This window comes from Henriciella marina, assembly GCF_027213945.1.
GTDB classification, from domain to species: Bacteria; Pseudomonadota; Alphaproteobacteria; order Caulobacterales; family Hyphomonadaceae; genus Henriciella; species Henriciella marina_A.
The window spans coordinates 422,984-445,830 of sequence record NZ_JAPWGW010000002.1 but is presented as its reverse complement, the minus strand read 5'-3'; the positions used below and the strand labels follow the sequence as shown (position 1 = coordinate 445,830).

The following is a 22,847-nucleotide window of genomic DNA, read 5'->3' as shown; positions in this document are numbered from 1 at the left end:
TTTCCGTTGATAGATGCATCATTAGCGTGCAATCGACGAAAAGGTTCACTTGGCCTCGTGACCGATTGTGGGGGACAGTATGGACATCATCGTCTGGCGCATCAGGACGACCATATTCTGAAGGTCGAGGTCCGGATTACGAAGCAGGCGGTTCGCCAGACCTGAGAACTGCACCATCATCATGTCTGTGCGCGCCTCAGCGAGATCGAGGCCCAGCTTGTCCCGGATAAGGTGAGTGAGCTGGTCGCGGACGTAACGGTCATGCTTGTGGATGATGCAGGCAATTTCCGGATTGCGCTGACACTCTGCGAGCATTTCCATGTTGAGCACCGATTGTAGTATGTCGGTCTTCTCCGCGATGGACTGGACCGCCCTTTCAGTCATGACGGAAGCAAGCTCGGTTGAATCGACCGCATCGAACTCCGCAAAGCGTTCGGCAGCGCGCGCCGACTCGCGGTCGACGATGGCGGCAATGATCGCCTCCTTGCTCTCGAAATAGTGATAGATGTGACCAGGGCTCATTTTTGCGCGCGCGGCAATCTTCGCCATGCCGGCGCGGTGAAAGCCCATCTCGACGAAACAATGTGCCGCTGCGTCAAGGATTTGCGAGATTCTCGCAGTCCGACGTTTCTCGGCGCCCGTCATCGGTATTGGTTTTTGTTCCAACTATTTCACATCCCGTCATTGACTTTGTGCATTGCAGCAACAAATAGAACGTTCATTCGAAAATCAACAGGTTTCGCTACATTTCATCGAACCCTCGACGGCGCATAGGAAACACATGCCCCAATTCAGAAAGTTCTCGTCGCAAACCCTCAGAAAGGGATTTGGTGCGGCTGCAGGTGCAACGCTGCTGATTATTGCAGCATGTGGAAATGGCGAGGGCGGCAATGCTCCGGGCCAACAGGCTTCTGAGAATGCGGGTCCGCCACAGCAGATGGCAGTGCGCGTTGAGGTCATGCCGGTGCAGCCATCGTCGATTGGTAGTGTGCGAACATTGCCTGGCCGGGCGACGCCATATGCCGAGGCAGAGATCCGCCCGCAGGTTTCAGGCCTGATCGAGAGCCGCCTGTTCACCGAGGGCGAAGTCGTCACCGAAGATCAGGCGCTCTACCAGATTGACGCCGACGAGTATTACGCCGCCGTCCAGAGCGCAGAAGCATCTCTTGCACGGGCGCAGGCAACAGCAGCCGCCGCAACCGAAACGGCGCGGCGCTTTGAGCGTCTGGCCGATATCAATGCTGTCAGCCAGCAATCCTATGACGAGGCGGTGGCTGCCCAGAAACAGGCAGAAGCCGATGTCGGCATACAGCGGGCTGCCCTGCAACGCGCGCGCATCGATCTGGCGCGCACAAAGGTCCGCTCGCCAATTACTGGCCGTATCGGCCGCTCCGCTGTGACCGAAGGCGCACTGGTGACTGCCAATCAGGCGACCACACTTGCCCGCGTCCTTCAGCTTGATCCCATCTATGTCGACATGACGGCGTCGAGCGCGCAGGTCCTGCGCTGGAAACGGGATGTTTCAGAAGGAAAGATCGAGACGCTCGGTCCCACATCTGGCCGTTCTGCCGCTGTCCCTGTGACACTGGAATTTGAGAACGGCGATGAGTATCCGCTATCCGGTCAGCTCGAGTTCTCTGAAGTCAGCGTCGATCAGGAGGCCGGCACTGTCATCGTGCGGGCCCAGTTCCCGAACCCTGACAATCTCATCCTGCCGGGCATGTTTCTGAAGGCGTCCTTTGCGGCTGGCACTTACAACAATGTCTACGCCATCCCGCAGCGGGCCGTGCAGCGCACGCCGCAGGGCGACGGATATGTCTTCGTCGCAGGCGATGACGGTACGGCCATCCAGAAACCTCTCACAATTCAGGAAGCGAACGGCTCGAACTGGATCGTGACTGATGGTCTGTCGCCGGGCGATCGGGTCATAGTCAGCGGCTTCCAGAATGTCCGCAATGGCGCGCCCGTTGAGGTGATCGCCTCGCGTCAGGAAGAAATGGCGGCGGTTGCGTCGCCTGCGACAGTGGCCCAGCCAGAATAAAGCTCAGTTATCATGGCAAATTTCTTTATTGATCGCCCGGTCTTCGCCTGGGTCATCGCGATCGTCATCATGATCGCTGGCGCAATGGCGCTGCGCGCCTTGCCGGTGTCGCAATATCCTGACATTGCGCCAACGACCATTTCGGTAAATGCGTCTTATCCCGGGGCATCCGCGAAGGCGGTAGAGGACTCGGTCACGCAGGTCATCGAACAACAGATGACGGGCCTTGATGGGCTCGATTACATCTCGTCCTCGTCCAGCTCGTCCGGGCAGGCTTCGGTAACGCTCACATTTGAGACAGGTACCGATCCCGACATTGCCCAGGTGCAGGTCCAGAACAAGCTCTCGCTCGCGACGCCGCTCCTTCCAGAGCCTGTGCAACGCCAGGGTGTTACGGTAGACAAGGCCAGCACAGGTTTCCTGCTAATTACGGCGCTTTATTCGCCGAATGCGGCCTACGACCAGACAGACCTCGGCGACTATATCCGCTCAAACATGTATGATTCCATCAGCCGCGTAGATGGGGTTGGCCGCGTCCAGCAATTCGGCTCTCAATACGCGATGCGGATCTGGCTCGACCCGGACAAGCTCGTTCAGTTCGACCTCGTGCCCGCAGATGTCATCGCAGCGATCCGGGCACAGAATACGCAGGTTTCCGCCGGTGCCCTTGGCGGCGCGCCATCGGTTGCGGGCCAGGAAATAAACGCCACGGTCACGCTGCAGTCGCTGTTGAACACGCCGGAAGAGTTTCGCGAACTCCTCATTCGCACAACGCCAGAAGGTGGCTCGGTCCGCCTCGGCGATATCGGTACCGTAGAGCTTGGCGCAGAGAACTATGCCTTCAACGCGAAGTTCAACGGCTATCCTTCGTCTGGTTTCGGTGTGTCACTCGCGACCGGGGCCAATGCGCTCGACACGGCAGAAGCTGTGAAGGCTGAAGTCGAACGCCTGTCTGAGGCTTTCCCGCAGGATATTGAATACGCATTTCCGGTCGACACGACGCCTTTCATCGAAACCTCCATCCATGAGGTTCAGAAGACACTCATCGAAGCGGTCATCCTCGTCTTCCTTGTTATCTTCGTCTTCCTTCAGAGCCTGCGTGCATCCTTCATTCCGATGATCGCGGTGCCGGTCGTTCTGCTCGGCGTCATGGTCGGGTTGCTGACACTTGGCTTCTCGATCAATACGCTGACCATGTTCGCCATGGTGCTCGCTATCGGCCTTATCGTGGACGATGCGATCGTCGTGGTCGAAAACGTGGAACGCGTCATGGAAGAAGACGGGCTAGGCCCTGTCGAGGCGACACGCAAGTCGATGAGCCAGATCACCGGCGCGCTGATCGGCATCGTGGTGACGCTATCTGCGGTCTTTGTTCCAATGGCCTTCTTTCCAGGCTCGGCGGGCCTCATCTATCGCCAGTTTTCGGTGACCATTGTGTCGGCCATGGCGCTGTCGCTGCTGATCGCGCTCATCCTGTCCCCAGCTCTCTGTGCGACCATCCTGAAAAAGCCTGATCACGAAAAGAAGCCGGGTATGCTTCAGAAGCCGGCCGTCTGGTTCAACAATGGCTTTGACCGGATGCGCGATGGCTATGGCAGCATCGTCGACCGCATCCTGCGCCGCCGCTGGATCTTTGCAGGTGTCTTTGCGGTCATCGTCGCCGTGATGGCCGCAGGCTTCGTCCGTCTGCCATCATCCTTCCTGCCGCAGGAAGACCAGGGTCAGTTCATCACGCTTGTACAGCTTCCACCTGGCTCCAGCCTTGAGCGCACAACCGAAGTCATGGACTCGGTCGGTGAGTATTACCGGGGCGCCCAGGGAGAGAATATCAAAGGCCTCTTCACGCTTGCCGGGTTCAGCTTTGCTGGGCAGGGCCAGAATAACGGTATCGCCTTCGGCGCGCTTGTCGACTGGTCAGAGCGCGATGGTCCGGGAGAGTCGGCCATGGAGATCGCAGGCGCAGCCAGCGGCAACTTTGCCCAAGGCACTGAGGCTCAGATCTTCGCCATCGTTCCGCCGCCAATCCCGCAGCTTGGTAACTCGTCAGGCTTCGACATGTACCTCCAGGATGCTGGCGGTGTCGGCCATGACGCGCTCGTCCAGGCCCAAGGCCAGCTCCTCGGCATGGCAAACCAGAGCGCAGAGCTGACCGGCGTACGCCCCAATGGCCAGGCCGACGGCCCGCAATTCAATATCGACATCGATTACCAGAAGGCGCAGGCCCTCGGTGTCGATGTTTCTGGCATCACGAGCCTTCTCTCGACGGCGTTCGGTGGCACTTATGTCAACGACTTCCTCGACAGGGGCCGCATCAAGCGCGTCTATGTTCAGGGTGAGGCCGATAACCGCATGCAGCCGGATGATCTTGGCGGCTGGTATATTCGCAATAGCTCGAGCGAAATGACGCCGCTGGAGGAAGTCGTGACGACTGGCTGGACCTATGGTTCACCGCAGCTGCAGCGCTATAACGGCCTGCCTGCGCTGAACATTCAGGGCGCGCCAGCACCGGGCGTCAGCTCGGGTGTTGCAATGGACCAGATGGAAGCCCTTGTCGGACAGCTGCCACAGGGCCTCGACATGGAATGGACAGGTATCAGCGCGCAGGAACGCGAAGCCGGCAATCAGGCGACGCTTCTCTACATCATGTCGATCCTGTTCGTGTTCCTCTGCCTCGCGGCGCTCTATGAAAGCTGGACCGTTCCGGTTGCCGTCCTCCTGACAGCGCCGCTCGGCGTGGCTGGCGCCGTACTCGCGGCCCATCTTCGCGGGCTCGATAATGACGTTTTCTTCCAGGTGGCGCTGCTCACCACGGTCGGCCTCGCTTCGAAGAACGCCATTCTCATCATTGAGTTTGCCCGTAACCTTGAACAGCAGGGCGTGGAGCTTTTCGACGCGGTGTCACAGGCTGTCCGCATGCGTCTTCGCCCGATCCTCATGACGAGTTTTGCCTTCGGTTTCGGTGTGCTGCCGCTCGCGCTCAGCACCGGCGCCGGTGCAGCTGGTCGTCAGGCCATCGGCACGGCCGTTCTTGGTGGCTTGATCGTTTCGGTGATCCTCGGCTTGCTGTTTGCGCCGCTCTTCTATGTCATGATCCGTAAACTCACAGGCCAGAAACCTCTGACTCAACCCGGTAACAAGGAAGCCGTCGCATGATCTCGACGAAACGTATGATCCTCGGCGCTATGGCGGCCACTGCGCTCAGTGGCTGTGCCATGATCTCGCAGTCCTATGAGCAACCGGCGGCGCCAATACCCGAGGCCCTGCCCGTCACTGACGAAAACGGTGAGCGCGTGGAGCCGCTCTATTGGCAGGACGTCTTCATTTCCGAAGAGCTGCGCGAGCTGGTCCGTCTTTCCCTGGCAGAAAACCGTGACCTCCGGATCGCAGCAGCGAACGTGCAGCTCGCCCGCGCGCAATACGGCATCAGCCGCGCGCAGCGCCTGCCTACAGTGACCGCCAATGGCGGTTTTACCGAAGGGGGTACGATCGGCGACAGCAATGGTGGCGTCGGCAATTTCGACAATGCCTCCGCCAGCATCGGCATTACCGCCTATGAGCTTGACCTCTTTGGCCGTGTCGCTTCGCTGAATGAGGCGGCCCTGCAAAGCTACCTCGCCTCTGCCGAAGGCGAGCGTGCTGCCAAGATCGCCATTGCCGCCACGGTGGGCGAAATCTGGATGCAGCTTGCGGCCGACAAGGCGCTGCTTGCGCTTGCTGAGGACACGGTCGATGTCCAGTCGGAATCGCTGGATCTCACCCAGGAGCTGTTCAACGCCGGTATCGCAACAGAGCTAGACGTGCGCCGCGCGTCGGCCAGCGTGGAAACCGCCCGCGCACAGGCAGCTGAATTTTCTGCCCAGGTCGAACAGGACCTCAACGCCCTTCGTCTCGCCGTCGGCACGGACCTTCCTGCAGGCACGCTGGCCGCAGCAAAACTCGACCCGACGCCGCTCGCGGAAGATATTCCGATAGGTCAGTCTTCGCTCGTCCTTCTCTCGCGTCCGGACGTTCAGTCGGCAGAGCGCCAGCTCATGGCTGCCAACGCAAACATCGCTGCAGCGCGCGCAGCTTTCTTCCCGATAATCTCGCTCACCGGTCAGGTGGGCTATTCCAGCGATGAGCTGGGTGACCTCTTTGATGGCACGCTGGGCTGGTCGTTTGGTCCCTCTATCTCGCTGCCGATCTTTGACGCTGGCGCGCGTCAGTCAAACCTCGACGTGCGGGAGGCGCAGGAGCAACTTGCCGTTGCAAGCTATGAGCAGGCAATCCAGCTCGCCTTTCGTGACACAGCAGACGCGCTTGCCGTCCGACGCACGATCGACCAGCGTGTCGATGCGTTGGTCAGGCTCGTGGAAGACACTGAAATCACACGTGATTTATCTGAAGAACGCTTCCGGGTCGGCGTCGATGACTATCTCTCTGTCCTCGATTCCCAGCAGCTTTATTACGATGCGCGTCAGCAGCTTATCCGGGCAAACCTCGTCCGCAGTCTCAACTCCATTGCTGTTTACCGGGCTCTGGGCGCATGGCCTCGCGATGAGGTTGAACAGAGCGATGAAATCCTGACGCCTGAGTCATAATATCTGGACAGGCGCCCGGATTCGCGGTTCTCTTTGCGAATGGCAAATCCTGATTTCGACGTACTGATCGTAGGCGCGGGTTTGTCCGGCATCGGCGCCGCCTATTACCTGCAGGAACGCTGTCCCGGAAAAACCTACGCCATTCTTGAAGGCCGCAAGGCAATTGGCGGGACATGGGATCTCTTTCGATATCCCGGTATCCGCTCCGATAGCGACATGCACACGCTCGGCTACGACTTCAAACCGTGGAAAGAGCGCAAGGCGATCGCCGACGGGCCGTCCATCCTGAACTATGTCCGGGAGACCGCCTCCGAGAACGGCATCAATCGCAAGATCAGGTTCGAGCACCTGGTCCGCGAAGCGCGCTGGGATTCCGAAACTGCGCTCTGGTCGCTCAAGGTCGAAGACAAGGCCGAGGGCGTTGAGCGCACGCTGACCTGCCGCATCCTTCACATGTGTGCAGGCTACTACTCCTATGAAGGCGGCTACAAACCGGACTTCCCGGGAGAAGAGACCTTCAAGGGGCAGGTGATCCATCCCCAGGCCTGGCCAGAAGACCTTGATTATAGCGGTAAGAATGTCGTCGTCATCGGCTCTGGCGCGACGGCAGTGACACTCGTGCCGGAGATGGCGAAGAAAGCCGCGCACGTCACCATGCTGCAGCGGTCGCCGACCTACATCGTGTCACGCCCCGCTGAGGACAAGGTTGCTCTCGGCTTGCGAAAAATCCTGCCCGAAAAGACGGCTTACGGCCTGACCCGCTGGAAGAATACGCTGCTTCAGATGCTGTTTTTCAGGCTCGCGCGTCGACGTCCCGATAAGGTCAAGGCGCGCATAGTCGGCATGGCGCAGGAGGAACTGGGCGCTGATTTCGACGTCGGCACGCACTTCACGCCGAGCTACAATCCTTGGGATCAGCGTCTCTGCCTGGTGCCGGATGGCGACCTGTTCAAGTCGATCAAGGCCGGCGAGGCCAGCGTTGTCACCGATACGATCGATACGTTCACAGAAACCGGTGTGAAACTCGCCTCAGGAGAGACGCTCGACGCCGATATAGTCGTCTCAGCGACAGGGCTCCAGCTAGAGTTCATGGGCGGCGCAGACCTCTATATGGATGGCCAGCCGGTCGAGCCGTCGAGCCTGCATGGCTATCGCGGGATCATGTTCAACAATGTCCCCAATCTCGTGGTGACGTTCGGCTATACGAACGCCTCCTGGACGTTGAAAGCGGACCTGATCGCCAAATTCGTTTCGCGCCTGATCAAGTATATGGACAAGACCGGTGCGGTGGAGGTTCGTCCCATCGCAGATCAGCATCCGGGCGATGCGCCCTGGCTCGACTTCTCGTCCGGCTATGTCACGCGCGCCCTTCACCGTCTTCCAAAGCAGGGCCAGGAGGCGCCCTGGCGGCTCAACCAGAACTATGTCCAGGACATATTTGAGATCGGCCGTGCCAAGCTGGATGACGGCGTTCTTCGCTACCGGAAACAGGGCGATGCTGCCTTCGAAACGCCCCCGGAGACAACACTGCAGCCCCTTGCTGCGGAATAGGGGAGAGGGGACTGCATCAGACTCGGTAAAGCGTCTTGAACGCAAAGCCGCTTGGGCGTATGTGCGTCCGGCGTGCCGCCTTAGCTCAGTTGGTTAGAGCGCTGGTTTGTGGAACCAGAGGTCCTCCGTTCAAGCCGGAGAGGCGGTACCATTTCCCCCTGATTCGATAATTCCGGTCTTGCTTGCGCAAATATGACCGCAATCTGGCAAAGTCCGGGCGCCCAGCTGTCATGCAAGAAAAATTGTTGCATTTACGCCGCGCTTGCTAGAAAAAACGCGAAGTTTCAACTATTTTCCTTCTTTGTACACTCGTCTCAGGAACGAAGTTGTTCTAGGAGGGTATGCACACGGAATGGTCCGTTTAGTCTCTGCGGTCGGTGGGTAATAGTGCCCATTCGGCTCACAATAGGGGATGAGTATGAAAAGAACTCTTATGTGCGCGACAGCCGCGGCCGCCTTGGCGTCTGCAATGTCTGTCGCTAACGCTCAGGACGGCTGGTATGGCCGCGCTGATCTGGGCTACAGCTTCGACGGTGAGCTAGATTCCGATCCGCCAACCAACGCGCCATTCGCGCTCGGTGGCGATCAGGAGCTTGACGGCGACGGCCTGCTCGGCGCTCAGATCGGTTTGGGCTACGGCTTCGGCAACGGCTTCCGTCTGGAATCGACCTTCGGTTACCGCGGTGGCGACCTTGAGCCGTCCACCACGATCACCGGTGCAAGCATCCTGAACCTCCCGCCGCTGGCCAATGGTGGCTACTCGGTTGGTGGCGACGGCAACATCAGCATCTATGAGCTGATGTTCAACGCTCTGTACGACTTCAACCCAACAGGCGCTGTCCAGCCATACCTCGGTGCTGGTATTGGTCTCGCAAAGGTTGACGCTCGTGCGACCAACCTGCGCGCTGGCGTTGTTACCGCAGGCGGCGTTCAGACGTTTGACGCCAATGGCTTCAACGACGACGACACCGGCATGGCTTACCAGCTTCTCGGGGGTATCGGTTACGGCCTCACCGAGCGTCTGACGCTCGACCTCGGCTACAAGTACTTCTTCGTCGACGACCTGAACCTCGACGGCCGCGCACCGCTCGGTCAGCCGGTTCCTTACAGCGGCGAGTATGAAGATCACTCCGTGACGGTTGGTCTGCGGTATCAGTTTGCGGCTCCAGCGGCTCCACCGCCACCGCCGCCTCCGCCACCACCACCGCCACCTCCGCCACCACCACCACCGCCACCACCGCCTCCACCGCCACCACCACCGCCACCACCAGCGTGCTCCACGCTGAACCAGGCGTTCGTGGTCTACTTCGAGTGGGACAAGTCGAACATCACCAGCCAAGCTTCGGCTGTGATCGACCAGGCTGTGGCGAACATTCGTAGCCGTCAGGAATGTGCTGCGAACTCTGTGACGATCGTCGGCCATACCGACACGTCCGGTGCCCAGTCCTACAACGCACGTCTCTCCGAGCGTCGCGCTACAGCGGTTGCAACGGCTCTCAACGAGCGCGGCATCCCGTCCAGCATGATCGCCACGGAAGGCCGCGGTGAGAACGACCTGGCCAAGCAAACCGGCGACGGTGTGCGTGAGCCTCTGAACCGTCGTTCGGAAGTCACGATCATCGTTCGCTAAGAACGGTCTGATCTGACATTCAGAAATGATGATGGCCCGGCAGCAATGCCGGGCCATTTTCGTTTGCGTGGAAGATAGGTCTACTAGCGGGGCGGTCTGGCGCGGAAGCACTTATCAGACAGGCACAAAAAAACGCCGGCACCCGGAAGGCGCCGGCGTTCCTGATGATAGCTGGTTCGCCGATTAGTCGGCAGACGTCTCCGCGCGGGATATGTCATAGCCGTCGACCAGGCCAACGCTGGCCAGTGCAAAAGCGTATTCGATTGCGGTCTCCTTCAGGCCCTCAAACCGGCCAGTAGAGCCGCCATGCCCGGCATCCATGTTGATGCGCAGATAGTAAGGGCCTGCATTCGGCGCTTCGTGGCGTAGCTGGGCAGCCCATTTCGACGGCTCCCAATAGGTGACGCGCGGATCAGACAGACCGCCCGTTATCAGCATGGCCGGATAGTCCTTGTCTGCGACATTGTCATAGGGGCTATAGGCGAGGATCGTGTCGTAGGCCTCGGCGTCTGTGATCGGGTTACCCCATTCGGGCCATTCCGGCGGCGTCAGGGGAAGTGTATCGTCGGACATCGTATTGATCACATCCACAAAGGGGACGGCTGCAATGATACCGCCGAAAAGCTCCGGATCCATGTTCGCTGCGGCGCCCATGAGAAGTCCGCCGGCCGATCCGCCATGACCAACAACGCGGCCTTCTGCGCCATAGCCGTTCTCTACGAGATAACGCCCCGCAGAAACATAGTCCTTGAAGGTGTTCGGCTTCTTTTCGAGCTTGCCATCGAGATACCACTGGTAACCCTTTGCCTGAGATCCCCGGACATGGGCAATGGCATAGACAAAGCCCCGGTCGACCAGTGACAGGCGGGAGGTGGAAAAGCTCGCCGGGATGGTGATCCCGTAGGAGCCATATCCATACAGCAGCAGAGGCGCGCTGCCATCCACCGCTGTATCGGCGCGGCGAAGGATGGTGACAGGAATTTCCTCGCCATCCCAGGCCGGGACCATCAGGCGCTCGACCACATAGTCGTCCGCGTTGTGGCCGGATGGCACTTCGCGTGTCTTGCGAAGCGTGCGTTCGCGCGTTTCCATGTCATAGTCAAAAACCTGGCTTGGGCGCGCCGGTGAGGCGTAATCATACCGCATCACAGTCGAGTCATACTCGCCTGAGCCGAGGCCAAGGTCATAGGCGCTCTCGTCCATTGCAATCGTGTGCTCGTCGCCGCTTTCACGGGCGCGAACAACGATGCGGGGCAGGGCGTTGGCCCGTTCCAGCCGGACGAGGTGATCCTTATAAGGATCAAGGCCAAGCACCAGCGTGCCTGGGCGGTGCGGAATCACTTCCTCCCAGTTCTCACGTCCAGGGTTGTCGATGGGCGCCTTCATCACTTTGAAGTCAACGGCACCGTCGGCATTGGTCAGAATGTAAAACGCACCATTCCAATGTGTTACGTCGTACTCTTCATCTTCCTTGCGCGGCGCCACGAGGGTCGGCTCCGGGCGCTTTGCGTCTGCCGGGAAGTACCACACTTCACCGGATGTGTGACCGCCGGTCTCCACGAATATGAACTCTTCCGACTCCGATTTGCTGACGCCAACAAAGAAGCCCGGATCCTCTTCGCGGTAGATCTCGACATCTTCGCCCGTCGTCAGGTCGCGCTGGAAGACCGCCGTCGGTCGGCCATTATCGTCGCGTTCGACCCAATAGAGCAGGTTTGAATCGGCGCCCCATTCAAAGCTTCCATAAGTGCCTTCGATGGGCGCACCAACTGCTTCGCCGGTTTCGATATTGCGCACGGCGATGGTGTAGTACTCGCTGCCCTGCGTATCGATTGCAGATGCTAGCAGCTTATGGTCGGGCGACTGTTCCAGTCCACGGATCGAGAAGTAGGACTGGCCTTCTGCTTCTGCGTCGCCGTCAAACAGAACTGTTTCAGGCGCATCGGCGTCGAAGGCCTGTTCGGCCGGCTTGCGCGCAAAGATGGGATACTCGCCGCCTTCGCGGTAGCGCACATAATAGGCATATGGCCCGTCCTTGGAGGGGACAGAGCTGTCATCCTCCTTGATGCGCCCGCGCATTTCCGCCAGCAGCGTTTCGCGCAGTTTTTCCGTCGGGTCTTCCAGCGAGGCTTTGGTGTAGGCGTTTTCGGCCTCAAGGTATTCGCGGATATCCTCTCGCAGGACGGACGGGTCGCGCATGACCTGCTGCCAGTTATCGTCCTTCATCCACTGATAATTGTCGGTACGCGTGCGCCCGACCTGTTCAATTTCTAGCGGGACGCGCTTGGCCATGGGCGGGATTTCGGCGCGTGCGTCGGTTGCTGTCTGCGTGTCAGAAGCAGATTCGGTCATTGTATTGTCGCTCTGTTCGGTGTGTCCGTTGGGAGACGTGCACCCTGTCAAAAGGGCAGCACTTGCAGCACTGGCCAGCAGATAGCTCATTCGCATTCGAGAAGATCTCCGTTACATATCGAGAAACGTGAAACCGTAGCGACTGAAGCGGTGCTGTCCAGAAAACTGTGCGTCAGGCCGGCTTGAAATTGAGCACGACACCATTGATGCACCAGCGCTCACCCGTTGGTGGCGGCCCATCCTTGAAGACGTGCCCCATATGCAGCCCACATGTCGCGCAATGGCACTCCTTGCGCGGCATGATCATCTTGAAATCGGTCTTCGTATCAACAGCGGTTTCACGCACCGGTTTGTAAAAGCTCGGCCAGCCAGTGCCGGAATCGAACTTGTGCTCCGACGACCAGAGCGGCGTGTCGCAGCCGACGCAATGATACATGCCATCACGCTTTTCATCATTGTGGTTGCCGGGCGAGAAGGCGCGCTCCGTGCCGTCCCTGACACCCACGCGGTACTGTTCATCGGTCAGGAGTTCGCGCCATTCCTTCTCCGAACGGCTCACGCGCTTGAAATTGTCAGCAGGCTTTGGGGGCAGCATGTCGTTCAACTCCTGTCTCGATATCTGTTAGTCGAGATATGGGGGCGAAGGTCGCTTTCAACAGCCTCTGGCGACATGTCGCCCAGGGCGGGCTACTCATTGGCGATGCGAAGGCCGCCCGTGCGCCAGGCAGCGAGGCAGTCATTCGCGTCATGATAGGCGTCCTCGGCTAGCAGCGGCGTCTGCGTCATGCCTTCGCCTTCAAAGCGGGGATCGTCGCATTCGCCATCATTTGCCCAGGCGCTGGTATTGTCGCCGAAATTGATCCCGTTGAAGGAGATGTTCTCTCTTGGCGGGGCAGTCTCGGCTGGCGTTGTCGCATCATCCTCAGCCGTGGCAGTGGTTTCCGCAGACGCCGAAGGAGCGGTTTCTTCTTCTTCATCTTCCGGCACTGCAGGTACGACAGGCGCTTCTGTTGCGCCCGGCATGGCCGTAGCTGCTGCATCGCGCAGTTCCAGCCGACCTGCTTCGAACGCCGCGCGGCAATCGGTGGCGTCGCGGCCTATATCTTCTTCGATCAGGGCGGTGGATGTCATGCCTTCGCCGGTGAAGCGCGCATCATCGCACTCGCCGTCCATGGCGAATTCGCTCGTGTCGTCACCGAAATCGATACCGCTATCTGCGGGGGTGACCGGCAAAGCCTGCGCAGTCTCAGCGGCTGCGTCTTCAGACACGGTTTCGTCCGTTTCGGGTACCTCGGCGACCGATTCCGCGTCCTCGGCAACATCCTCCACCGGCGCGGCTTCTGCGGGCTCAGTCTCGGCAGCGTCTTCTGATACGATTTCTTCTTCGGGGTCTGCTGGGGCGGTGTCTTCGGTCTCGGCCGCCTCATCACCAGAGGTGTCGGCCGTCATGTCCGGCGCTGCGTCGGCGGGCGTATCCGCCGCGAGATCAGCCTCGACGCCAGCTTCCAATTCAGTCTCAGCGTCCGCTTCCGTCTCAGCCGGTTCGACCGGATCGGTTTCCTCGGCGGTGGCCTCGACGCCGTCTTCTGCAGGCGCCGCGACATCCGTCTCATCCTCTGCCGCTTCAGCATCGACCTCATCTGCCGCGTCTTCGACCGGCGCTTCAGCGGTGTCCACGGCGTCTTCAACCGTGACGTCTGCGTCAAGAGCTGTCTCGTCTGTCTCAACTGGTTCGAGGGCCTCACTGTCTTCAGTGGCCGCTTCATCCAGGGTCACTGCGTCGCCGGCTTCCGCTGACTCAACTGTTTCAGACGCTGGGTCTTCTGTTTCCTCGGCAGCAACGTCGTCTTCGTTGGCGGCCGGATCGATCTCAGGGTCAGCCGGCGCCTCTGCTTCAATCTCAGCATCTGTATCAACTTCGGTATCGAGGTCCGCCGCCTCGGGCTCTTCCACCGCAGCGTCATCTTCGGCCGAGCTCTCTTCTTCGGCGGGGACTTCCACTTCCCCTGCAGCGTCGGCGTCCGGCTCCATCTCCTCGGCGTCCGCGTCTGCGGTGGCGGCTACATCCTCCGCTTCGACAGCGTCTTTAGTTTCGTCCGCCGCAGCTTCATCATCGGCCGCGACTTCCATCGCGACCTCTGCTTCGGTCTCGCCTGCGGCCTCTTCAAGATCGACGCCAGTATCCAGTTCGGCGTCTGCGTCTACGTTCGCTTCAGCTTCGCCTTCAGCGTCCATGTCTGTCTCTTCGACGACGTCGTCAGCAGCTTCTTCATCTGCCGCGTCCACCGTGCCCTCGACGTCCGGCAACGTAACTTCTTCAGCGTCGACCTCCGCTTCGGTGTCCGGGTCCATCACCTCATCAGCGGCGTCTTCGACCTCGGCTTCCACCTCGATCAGCGTGATCTCACCGGCTTCCCAGGCGACCACACAGTCGCCCGCATCACTCATGATCGCATCCTCGGAAGGCGTCTCGGCCATGCCGGGGCCTTCAAAGCGGGGGTCGCTGCAGACACCGTCACCGGCAAAGGCTTCATCGATCGCACCAAATCTCGGCATCGATCCCTGCGCGGTGACGGGCAGGGCGAGCAGGGCAAGGGCCGAGGTCGACAGGAAAAGGGACTTTGGTTTCACGAGCATGGCTTGGAACCCTTTTTGAAAGAAGCAGCCGGTAGGCTATTCAACATCAGTCAGGCACTGCGAGGCAATTTTTCTTTTTTGCCCGTGCGATGCCGTTGCCACAAAATCTGTGCAGCAATTCAACGTAAAAGTCTGCAAGACTTGTGCCTCAAGGGGCAAAATTCACGAAAAAAAGGGCCGGCAGATCGCTCCGCCAGCCCCTTGTCATTGCACCTGATTTTCAGGCCTAGCCGTAAACGACGGTCAGCGTTTCTGCGACCAGCGCCGGGCGCTCCTGGCCTTCGACTTCAATCGTTGCTTCCATACGGGTCTGCTTGCCGCCGGCTTTTCCTTCAACGGCGAGGCATTTCTGGCGCAGGCGCACCTTGGAGCCGACAGGCACCATGTTCGTGAATCTGACCTTGTCAGAGCCGTAATTGATGCCGCGGGTCGTGCCTTCGATGCGAAGCACCTGCGCACCAAGCATTGGTAGAAGCGACAGCGTCAGGAAACCGTGCGCGATCGGGCCGCCCATTTCCTTCGTGGCGCGTTCGACATCCACGTGAATCCACTGATGGTCGCCGGTCGCATCGGCGAACTTGTTCACGCGGTCCTGATCGATCGTCACCCAGTCGGAAACACCGACTTCCTTGCCGGCAATCGATTCCAGGTCGTTGTAGTGTACTTTCATTGGGTCAGCCATGGAGCCTCCTCTTCCTTATCTGTCGTGGCGTTGGTTCCTTCTTGCGCATTTGAGCCGAGCTTGCCAAGGCCTCACGTTGGAGCATCGCATCAGGCCAGCCTGGAAAGGCCGAACCAGATAGCGCGAATGGCATGGCGTATCGCAAGCTGATTCTCGCTATCATCGCCAAATCCGTCGATAGCCCCTCTGTCATAGGCGCCCGTCATCAGGCTGGTGAGCGCCGCCGTATCTATGTCGGCCGGCAGGCAGCCAGCCTGCTGGGCCGCCTCGATTCCCGCTGAAAGCGTCTGCGTCGTTGTGGCGGCATCAAGTTCGTCCATCCTGAACTTTCCGAGGACCGCAGGTCCCTCAATCAACAGCAGTCTGCGCGATGCCGGGTCCGACATTGCAGACAGGAAAAGGTCGCCGCCCTCTATCAGCGCTTCCATCGGATCGCTTTGCTCTTTGGTTCCCGCGTTTATGGCAGAGGCGATGGCTTCGTACTCAGCGATAATGACGGCCTCCAGAATGGCCGCCTTGTCACTGAAATGGTGGTAGAGCGCGCCGCGCGACACGCCCGCTTCCCGCGCGATCTTGGGCGTGGAGACGCCGCTGTAGCCATGCTCGGCAAAGAGCTTGCGCGAAGCGTCCAGAACCTTGCGGCGTGTCCTTGCGCTCCGGACATCATTTTTGGGCATCGCTCTTGCTCACTTCGTTGCTTCTATATAAAAACATACTGTCTGTTTGTTTTAAGGCAAGGGTGGACAAGATGAGATTATCGGGTGGGTGTCAGTGCGGAACTGTACGGTTTCAGGTCGATGGTGAGCTGCACTACGCGGCTGTCTGTCACTGTCCGTCTTGCAGAAAGTCGGCAGGCGCGCCGATTGTGGGCTGGGCCCTTTTCGAGGCCGACTGTCTTCAGACGGACAGGTCGCGCCTTTGCGTCTATGAGTCGTCGCCAGGCGTGCGGCGATCGTTTTGCGGCCAGTGCGGAACGACCTTGTTCTTCGAAGCCGACTATCTGGAAGGCCTTGTCGACATTACGACGGAGAGCTTCGACGACCCCGACAGCGTCCGCCCTTGGGAGCAGATATGGACGCAGCATCGAACAGATTGCGTCAAAAGACTTGCCGATATGCCCGGTCATGAGGCGTTACCACCGCGAGGCTAGTAGGGCGCGGGCAGCTAGGGCTCTCTGCGCTGTGAGATTCGCGACGTCTTGTTGACCTTGAGGCAGGCCGGGGGCACTTCTCTGATCGTGCCATTTTGGTGCGCCAATCAGCCAGGAGGCTAATTCGCCATGTCCGACCCCGTCGTTACCGTAGATCCGGGCCAGAAGGGCAATGCCAACCTGGTCTATATTCTCTATCTCTGCAGCTTCCTGATCGGCGTGTCGGCGCTGGTTGGCGTCATCATGGCCTATATCGGCAAGGATAGCGCGTCGCCGCTGGTGCGCTCGCACTATGAAAACCAGATCAACATCTTCTGGAAGATGCTGCTCTTCATGGTGGTTGGCGCCGTGCTCACGCTCATCATCGTGGGCGTGTTGATCATTCTTGCCGCAATTGTCTGGTATGTCATCCGCGTCGTCAAAGGGATGCAGGCCCTTCTGGCGGAACAGCCGATCAACGATCCCGCAAGCTGGGGCATCTAGAACACCCCAGCTGCACCGCGCTTACACGATAGTGGAATCGCTCTTGCCCCAATAGCGGTCGCGAACGAGACGCTTGTAGAGCTTGCCGGTCGGGTGACGCGGTAGGGCCGGGTCGAAATCGACCGTTTTCGGGCATTTGATCTTTGCGAGTTGCGAGCGGCAGAACTCAAGCAGCTCTTCCTTCAGCGCCTCATCGGCTGGTATGCCCTCGGCAGGCTGGACAACCGCCTTCACTTCTTCGCCAAACTCGTCATTCGGCACACCGATGACGGCGACATCCGCCACTTTCGGGTGCGTGATCAGCACATTTTCGGCTTCCTGCGGATAGATGTTCACGCCGCCCGAAATGATCATGAACGCCTTGCGGTCAGTGAGATAGAGGAACCCGTCCTTGTCGAGCCGGCCAACATCGCCCAGCGTCGACCAGTCAGCATGCTTAGGGTTCAGCGCGCCCTTCGTCTTCTCCGGGTCATTGTGATAGTTCGGCGGGGTCGTGCCGCTATAATAGATGGTCCCAGCTTCGCCGACGGGCAGTTCATTGCCTTCTTCGTCGCAGATATGAAGCTCGCCCATGACCGGCAGGCCGACCGAGCCCTTGTGCTGGAGCCATTGCTCCGAATTGATCCAGGTCATGCCATTGCCTTCGGACCCGGCATAATACTCCTCGATCACAGGACCCCACCATTCGATCATCTGCTCCTTGACCGGCACAGGGCAGGGGGCTGCCGCGTGAATGGCGGCGCGCAGTGAGGAGACATCATACTTGGTGCGGACCTCTTCGGGCAGCTTCAGCATCTTGACGAACATGGTCGGCACCAGCTGGGTGTGCGTGACCTTGTACTTCTCGACCAGCTCCAGATACTTTTCCGGGTCGAACTTTTCCATGATGACCAGCGTCGCGCCCATGCGCGTGAAGGACATGCACCAGCGCAGCGGGGCCGCATGGTAAAGCGGGGCCGGCGACAGGTAGACCATGTCGTCGCCCTGCGCCTTGGCCAGAAGCTGGGCGAGCTGGACGAGCACGCTCGGCTCATCAATCGGCATACCCAGTTCGAGCGCCGGCCGGATACCTTTCGGACGTCCCGTCGTGCCAGACGAATAGAGCATGTCCGTGCCCATCATCTCATCAGCGATGGGCGTGGTCGGCTTCTTTGCGACAAGGTCCTCGAGCTTCTGATAGGTCACGATCTCGCCATCGATGGACCAGTAGGCTTCAAGCTCTGTAATCGCGGTGACTTCTGCCGCGACGGAGCTGAGGCTCGCCGATGCGATCAGCACCTTCGAGCCTGAATCCTCGACGATATACTGAACTTCCGGCGCCGTCAGGCGCGAAGAAATGCACACATAGTAGAGACCTGCACGCTGTGCGGCCCAGGCAATCTCAAAATAACGGGCGCTGTTCTCGGCGAAGATGGCGATCGTATCACCCGGATTGATACCGTGTTCGCGAAGCAGGTGGGCGATCTGGTTCGAGCGTTCGTCCAGCTGCTTGAAGGTAACGGTCTCACCGGAGCTTCCCATGATATAGGCGGGATGGTTCGGCTTCGACTTGGCGAAATGAAAAGGGTGCATGCGGGGGTCCTCTCCTCGTGCGTATGGGCGCGCCTCTGGCCATCACTGTCGGGCGTCGTGTCGTTGATGAGGTTTCTATCAAGCGGGCCTCATGCGTCCATGCCCAACGTAGCGGAAACCCGGCCCTCCTTCCGCACTGTTTTCATGGACAGAATAAATCCGTCCGACAGCAGCCGGGCCGTGGTCCAATCTTCGCCATGAACCGCGCCTTCATCCTTCGCACGCTCAGCTTGCTGCCGGTCTGGCTCTGGCCGGTCTTCCTGCATGATGTTGCGGTTTATCTGAGGTGGCGCGCAGACCTGCCGGACGACATGCGCGGTCATGTTGCTCTCGCAGTTTCGCGTCATGGGCGGCTCATTATCGTTGATGTTTACGAAGATGCTGCGCCCGTTAGAGCTGTTTGGAGGGGGCATACCCCGTACCAGCCCTGGCTCTCCTTATCGGTGGCCCTTAAGCCAGATACATGCGTGAAGCGCTTTCGACCTGCCTGCTTCATCTCCAGGGTTGTGATATCTGCGCTTTCGCGATCAGACGCGCGCGTGCCATTCGCCTTTGATAGCGGCTAGCCGCAAGGCTTTCTGAAAAACCGGTCCGTTTTGCCGTCAGTCTTTCAGGGCCTGCGGCCGCGACTGCTGCGCCTCTGCCCAGGCGGCCCGAATGTCTTCGCTTCGATTGTGCTGGCCGTCAGGGCTCCAGCCCGGGGGATTGAATGCCCTGCGAACCCAGCGGTCAGGCCTGAAGCCGTCGCGCCTGCAATCGCTCAACAGTCCGCCAAACTCATGAAAGGCGATGCGCACAGGATTATAGCTGCCGAGCGGTTTCACGATGCCATAATTCGGTCGGTCGTCTTCTCGCTCTTCTACAAAGCTGCCGAACATCTTGTCCCAGACGATGAAGACGCCCGCATAATTGGCATCGAGATAGCGAGGATTGGTCGCGTGATGGACCCGGTGATGAGAGGGGGTATTCATCACCGCCTCGAACCAGCGCGGCATCCGGCCAATGGATTCGGTGTGGATCCAGAACTGGTAGAGGAGGTTCAGTCCGCCAGCAAAGAAGATGAAAAGCGGGTGGAAGCCAATGAGGACCAGCGGCAGGCCAAGAAGGATAAGCCCGGTAAACGGGCCGAACCATGGCTGGCGCAGCGCCGTCGTCAGATTGTAATGGGTCGAGGAATGATGGGTGACATGCTCCATCCAGAACCAGCGCATGCGGTGGGCAAGGCGGTGCTTCCAGTAATAGACGAAGTCATAGGCCACGAAGAGGAGGGCGAAGCTCCACCAGGTCACCGGGATTTCGACAAGCCGGAAAGGCCAGGCCAGCATCATCATCCAGAGGGCGATGGCACCGGTTATCGTGTTCACGACGAGGTTGCCGGTCCCCATCGCCAAGGAGGCAAACGCATCTTTCGTCTCATAGCGTCCGCCCGCGCGGCCAGACTTTACCGCCCACCATTCCCAGATAACCGCCAGCACGAAGGCAGGCGCTGCAAGTGTAGTCGGGGAGGGAAATTCGGGCATGGCTCAAGCTCGGATGATGAGACGCCCAACCTTCTCCAAAGGTGTTGGACGCATCGATTTGCTCAAACCTTGCCCGGCTCCGGACTGAAGTCCAGATCAGCCAGCAGTGCCAGATCGTCCCGCCGTGCACAGATCAATGAGAGTGACCCGAAGGGCTCAGCCACAACCGGCGCCAGCGTAAACGAATTGCGCATCCTGCTTCAGGATCCAGGACCAGTCGCCATCATGGTCGATCTCGCACCAGATCTCGTCGTCGATCATACGTTCGGTACAGTTGCGCACTTCAACACAGACGCCAGCATCGATCTGACCCTCGATCGAGGAGTTGAGGCTCGCCATGAAGCGCTTGTTCATTCGCGCGCGGGTCTCGACGGGCAAAAGATCGAACCGGCTGCCCGGCAAGCCAAGATCGTGATCTTGCGCGCATTGTCCGGTGTCGTAATAGCGTACGCAGGCTGCAGCGGCGGGTTCGCTGACGCCCGCCGGTGCGCGATGTGGCCTTGCCAGGGGACGTGGCCTCTCTGGGGCAGGATAGCGTCTGGCAGCTTCGCTGCTCATGACGCTCATCGTAACCGGCTCGCCATCGCCGACATACCCTTCATAGCCGGGGCCGTCGGGCATGACCGACATCAGGATGTCCCCGCTTGCACTGAGGAAACGAACTTCTCCACGATCGCCCACAGCATATCGCTCAAATGGTCCGACACGGCAGCCTTCATCAAGATGATCAATGATGCCCTGCCCGATCCGGTTATCATCTTCAATCAGAACGACCCGGCACACATCGCTATAGGCTTCAATTCCCCAGACTGTCTGCGCCGAACTCGTTGCCGCCAGTCCGGTCACCGCCATGAACAATAAAATAAACCGCATCATTAACGTCCCCCATCGCCCTGTTATCGAACAGTTTTGCGCACTCTTGTGGAGCATATGGGGCTCAGTGGCGCAAGTAGATGCCCAAGGGTTTCGCCAGGGCACATCATTGAAATCGCGCTTGACGAACGCGGGGGAACCTCGCCTCACTGGCGGCCGAAACAATAGCCAACAAGGGAGACACGTCCGATGAGCGCGACCGTGATCAAGGAATTCGAACAGATCAAACTGGAGAAGGAAGACGGCATCGCGGTGCTGACCCTGCATCGCCCTGACAAGATGAATGCCTTCACCGGCAAGATGATGCAGGAAATGATCGCCGCCTTCGACGAGACCGACAAGGATGATGACATCAAGGCCGTCATCGTCACCGGTTCTGGCGAACGTGCCTTCTGCGCCGGCGCCGATCTTTCCGAGGGCGCAAAGACCTTCGACTATGATGCCCGCGCTGACTCTGGCGAAGCAGGCCGTACCAATAAAGAAGACATCCAGCGCGATGGCGGCGGCCGTGTCACCCTGCGCATCTTTGAAAGCCTGAAGCCTGTCATCGGCGCCATCAATGGCGCGGCCGTCGGTATCGGTGTGACGATGCAGCTGCCAATGGATATCCGGATCGCGTCGGACAATGCCCGCTTCGGCTTCGTCTTCAACAAGCGCGGCATCAACCCGGAAGCAGCCTCCAGCTGGTTCCTCCCGCGGCTCGTCGGTATCTCCAAGGCGCTGGAATGGTGCTATACCGGCCGCGTCTTCCCGGCCTCCGAAGCGCTCGCTGGTGGTCTTGTTTCAGAGGTCGTGCCGCAGGCCGACCTCATGTCCCGCGCCAGGGAACTCGCCCGAGAGATCGCTGACAACACAGCGCCGGTCTCCAACGCGGTTACCCGTCACATGATGTGGCGCATGCTGGGCGCAGAGCATCCGATGGACGCTCACATCGTCGATTCGGCCTCCATCTATGAGCGCGGACAGTCTGCCGACGCGAAGGAAGGCGTGATGAGCTTCCTCGAAAAGCGCCCCGCAAAGTATGAAGGCTCTGTCTCCAAGGACATGCCTACCTTCTTCCCATGGTGGAAGGATCCGTCCTTCAAATGGATTTCCAAGAAGGGCGGCTGATCGCTTTTCATTCATGATCCGGACGGACCGCGCGTCAGCGGCCCGTCCGGTTCTGTTTCCCGTTCTCCGATTGCGGAATGTTGTTTATTGCCGCTGGGGCCGTCCACGCGGCCTGTCCTCACGGCCACGACCTCCAGACTGGCTCACATTCTGCCGACGGGCGCGTGCCGGCGTGAACAGAAGCTCCGCGCGCGTGAGCTCACCATTCCCGTCCTTATCCAGCCGTTCAAAAACAGCGGCAAAGCGGCCGTCGAATTCGCGGCGCGAAATGACGCCGTCGATATTGCTGTCAAAGGCAATCGGAGAGAGCTCCGAATCTGAAGAACCAAGCGCGCGTTCCAGCCAGTTATCCAGCGATAGCGTCGATGTAGAATGCTCACCATCAGCAAAAGTCGGCCAGGCGCTATCCAGGCCGGCATGCAACTCGGCTTCGCTGACGATCATGTCCCCATTGTCGTCTAATCCGGTGAAGAGCAGCGCAGCAGGCGACGCAACCGGGCCAGAGATCTGGCGCGGGCCCGGGCCTTCTGGGCGACCGCCACGGCCGTCGGGGTGGGATGCGCAGGCGGAGAGCAGGAACAAGGTGCACACTGCAATGCACCCAGCTGCCTGCCGGGGGGAGGGAGAGCTCATCTGAAATCCTTTCAAGCTTGCCTGCCGGCGCTT

19 protein-coding genes and 1 tRNA gene are annotated in these 22,847 nt (G+C 59.6%); 9 read left to right on the top strand and 11 right to left on the bottom strand.

The window, feature by feature from the left end; translation table 11 throughout:
- Positions 1-45: 45 nt before the first annotated feature.
- Positions 46-645 carry a TetR/AcrR family transcriptional regulator gene (locus tag O4G74_RS08590; protein WP_269402329.1) on the bottom strand — a complete coding sequence of 200 codons (600 nt, stop codon included), beginning with the start codon at positions 643-645 and terminating at the stop codon, positions 46-48.
- Between the two features lie 136 nt (positions 646-781).
- Between O4G74_RS08590 and O4G74_RS08585 the strand changes: the two genes are divergently transcribed.
- The 6 genes from O4G74_RS08585 (at position 782) to O4G74_RS08560 (ending at position 9,802) form a co-directional block, all read left to right on the top strand.
- Positions 782-2,041, top strand: coding sequence for an efflux RND transporter periplasmic adaptor subunit (locus tag O4G74_RS08585; RefSeq protein ID WP_269402226.1), 1,260 nt, complete (start codon positions 782-784; stop codon positions 2,039-2,041).
- 12 nt (positions 2,042-2,053) lie between these two features.
- A complete protein-coding gene (locus O4G74_RS08580; RefSeq protein WP_269402225.1) occupies positions 2,054-5,194 on the top strand; it encodes an efflux RND transporter permease subunit in 3,141 nt (1,046 codons plus the stop codon).
- Positions 5,191-6,621: an efflux transporter outer membrane subunit gene (locus tag O4G74_RS08575; RefSeq protein WP_269402224.1), complete on the top strand. Its 1,431-nt coding sequence runs from the start codon at positions 5,191-5,193 to the stop codon at positions 6,619-6,621. The genes O4G74_RS08580 and O4G74_RS08575 overlap by 4 nt, the downstream gene beginning before the upstream one ends.
- A 39-nt stretch (positions 6,622-6,660) precedes the next feature.
- The gene (locus tag O4G74_RS08570) at positions 6,661-8,172 is read left to right on the top strand and encodes a flavin-containing monooxygenase (RefSeq protein WP_269402223.1); all 1,512 of its coding nucleotides are present in this window, start codon (positions 6,661-6,663) and stop codon (positions 8,170-8,172) included.
- Between the two features lie 74 nt (positions 8,173-8,246).
- Positions 8,247-8,323, top strand: a tRNA-His gene (locus O4G74_RS08565).
- A gap of 267 nt (positions 8,324-8,590) precedes the next feature.
- On the top strand, positions 8,591-9,802 hold the full coding sequence (locus O4G74_RS08560; protein ID WP_269402222.1) for an OmpA family protein: 1,212 nt from the start codon (positions 8,591-8,593) through the stop codon (positions 9,800-9,802).
- Between the two features lie 183 nt (positions 9,803-9,985).
- Here the strand turns inward: O4G74_RS08560 and O4G74_RS08555 are convergent, their stop codons facing one another.
- From O4G74_RS08555 to O4G74_RS08535, 5 genes are all read right to left on the bottom strand, one after another.
- Complete coding sequence (locus O4G74_RS08555) at positions 9,986-12,154, bottom strand: S9 family peptidase (RefSeq protein ID WP_269402221.1); 2,169 nt, start codon at positions 12,152-12,154, stop codon at positions 9,986-9,988.
- Positions 12,155-12,326: 172 nt separating this feature from the next.
- Positions 12,327-12,749, bottom strand: coding sequence for a peptide-methionine (R)-S-oxide reductase MsrB (gene msrB / locus O4G74_RS08550; protein WP_269402220.1), 423 nt, complete (start codon positions 12,747-12,749; stop codon positions 12,327-12,329).
- A 92-nt stretch (positions 12,750-12,841) separates the two neighbouring features.
- The gene (locus tag O4G74_RS08545) at positions 12,842-14,791 is read right to left on the bottom strand and encodes a hypothetical protein (RefSeq protein ID WP_269402219.1); all 1,950 of its coding nucleotides are present in this window, start codon (positions 14,789-14,791) and stop codon (positions 12,842-12,844) included.
- A gap of 226 nt (positions 14,792-15,017) precedes the next feature.
- Positions 15,018-15,473 (bottom strand): MaoC family dehydratase, encoded by a 456-nt coding sequence (locus tag O4G74_RS08540; protein WP_269402218.1) that lies wholly within the window; start codon positions 15,471-15,473, stop codon positions 15,018-15,020.
- An 89-nt stretch (positions 15,474-15,562) separates the two neighbouring features.
- On the bottom strand, positions 15,563-16,150 hold the full coding sequence (locus tag O4G74_RS08535) for a TetR/AcrR family transcriptional regulator (RefSeq protein ID WP_269402217.1): 588 nt from the start codon (positions 16,148-16,150) through the stop codon (positions 15,563-15,565).
- A 71-nt stretch (positions 16,151-16,221) separates the two neighbouring features.
- Between O4G74_RS08535 and O4G74_RS08530 the strand changes: the two genes are divergently transcribed.
- Positions 16,222-16,623: a GFA family protein gene (locus O4G74_RS08530; protein ID WP_269402216.1), complete on the top strand. Its 402-nt coding sequence runs from the start codon at positions 16,222-16,224 to the stop codon at positions 16,621-16,623.
- 129 nt (positions 16,624-16,752) lie between these two features.
- Positions 16,753-17,106 (top strand): DUF4870 family protein, encoded by a 354-nt coding sequence (locus O4G74_RS08525; protein WP_269402215.1) that lies wholly within the window; start codon positions 16,753-16,755, stop codon positions 17,104-17,106.
- A gap of 21 nt (positions 17,107-17,127) precedes the next feature.
- Here the strand turns inward: O4G74_RS08525 and O4G74_RS08520 are convergent, their stop codons facing one another.
- The 4 genes from O4G74_RS08520 to O4G74_RS08505 form a co-directional block, all read right to left on the bottom strand.
- The gene (locus O4G74_RS08520; RefSeq protein ID WP_269402214.1) at positions 17,128-18,678 is read right to left on the bottom strand and encodes an acyl-CoA synthetase; all 1,551 of its coding nucleotides are present in this window, start codon (positions 18,676-18,678) and stop codon (positions 17,128-17,130) included.
- Between the two features lie 89 nt (positions 18,679-18,767).
- Positions 18,768-19,025: a hypothetical protein gene (locus tag O4G74_RS08515; protein ID WP_269402213.1), complete on the bottom strand. Its 258-nt coding sequence runs from the start codon at positions 19,023-19,025 to the stop codon at positions 18,768-18,770.
- A 255-nt stretch (positions 19,026-19,280) separates the two neighbouring features.
- Positions 19,281-20,198 carry a sterol desaturase family protein gene (locus O4G74_RS08510; protein ID WP_269402212.1) on the bottom strand — a complete coding sequence of 306 codons (918 nt, stop codon included), beginning with the start codon at positions 20,196-20,198 and terminating at the stop codon, positions 19,281-19,283.
- Between the two features lie 156 nt (positions 20,199-20,354).
- Positions 20,355-21,074: a hypothetical protein gene (locus O4G74_RS08505; protein ID WP_269402211.1), complete on the bottom strand. Its 720-nt coding sequence runs from the start codon at positions 21,072-21,074 to the stop codon at positions 20,355-20,357.
- Between the two features lie 186 nt (positions 21,075-21,260).
- Here O4G74_RS08505 and O4G74_RS08500 point away from each other — a divergent pair, with 186 nt between their 5' ends.
- Positions 21,261-22,181: a crotonase/enoyl-CoA hydratase family protein gene (locus O4G74_RS08500; RefSeq protein ID WP_269402210.1), complete on the top strand. Its 921-nt coding sequence runs from the start codon at positions 21,261-21,263 to the stop codon at positions 22,179-22,181.
- A gap of 84 nt (positions 22,182-22,265) precedes the next feature.
- On the opposite strand, the gene O4G74_RS08495 is transcribed toward O4G74_RS08500, so the two are convergent.
- The gene (locus O4G74_RS08495) at positions 22,266-22,814 is read right to left on the bottom strand and encodes a hypothetical protein (protein WP_269402209.1); all 549 of its coding nucleotides are present in this window, start codon (positions 22,812-22,814) and stop codon (positions 22,266-22,268) included.
- Between the last annotated feature and the right edge of the window lie 33 nt (positions 22,815-22,847).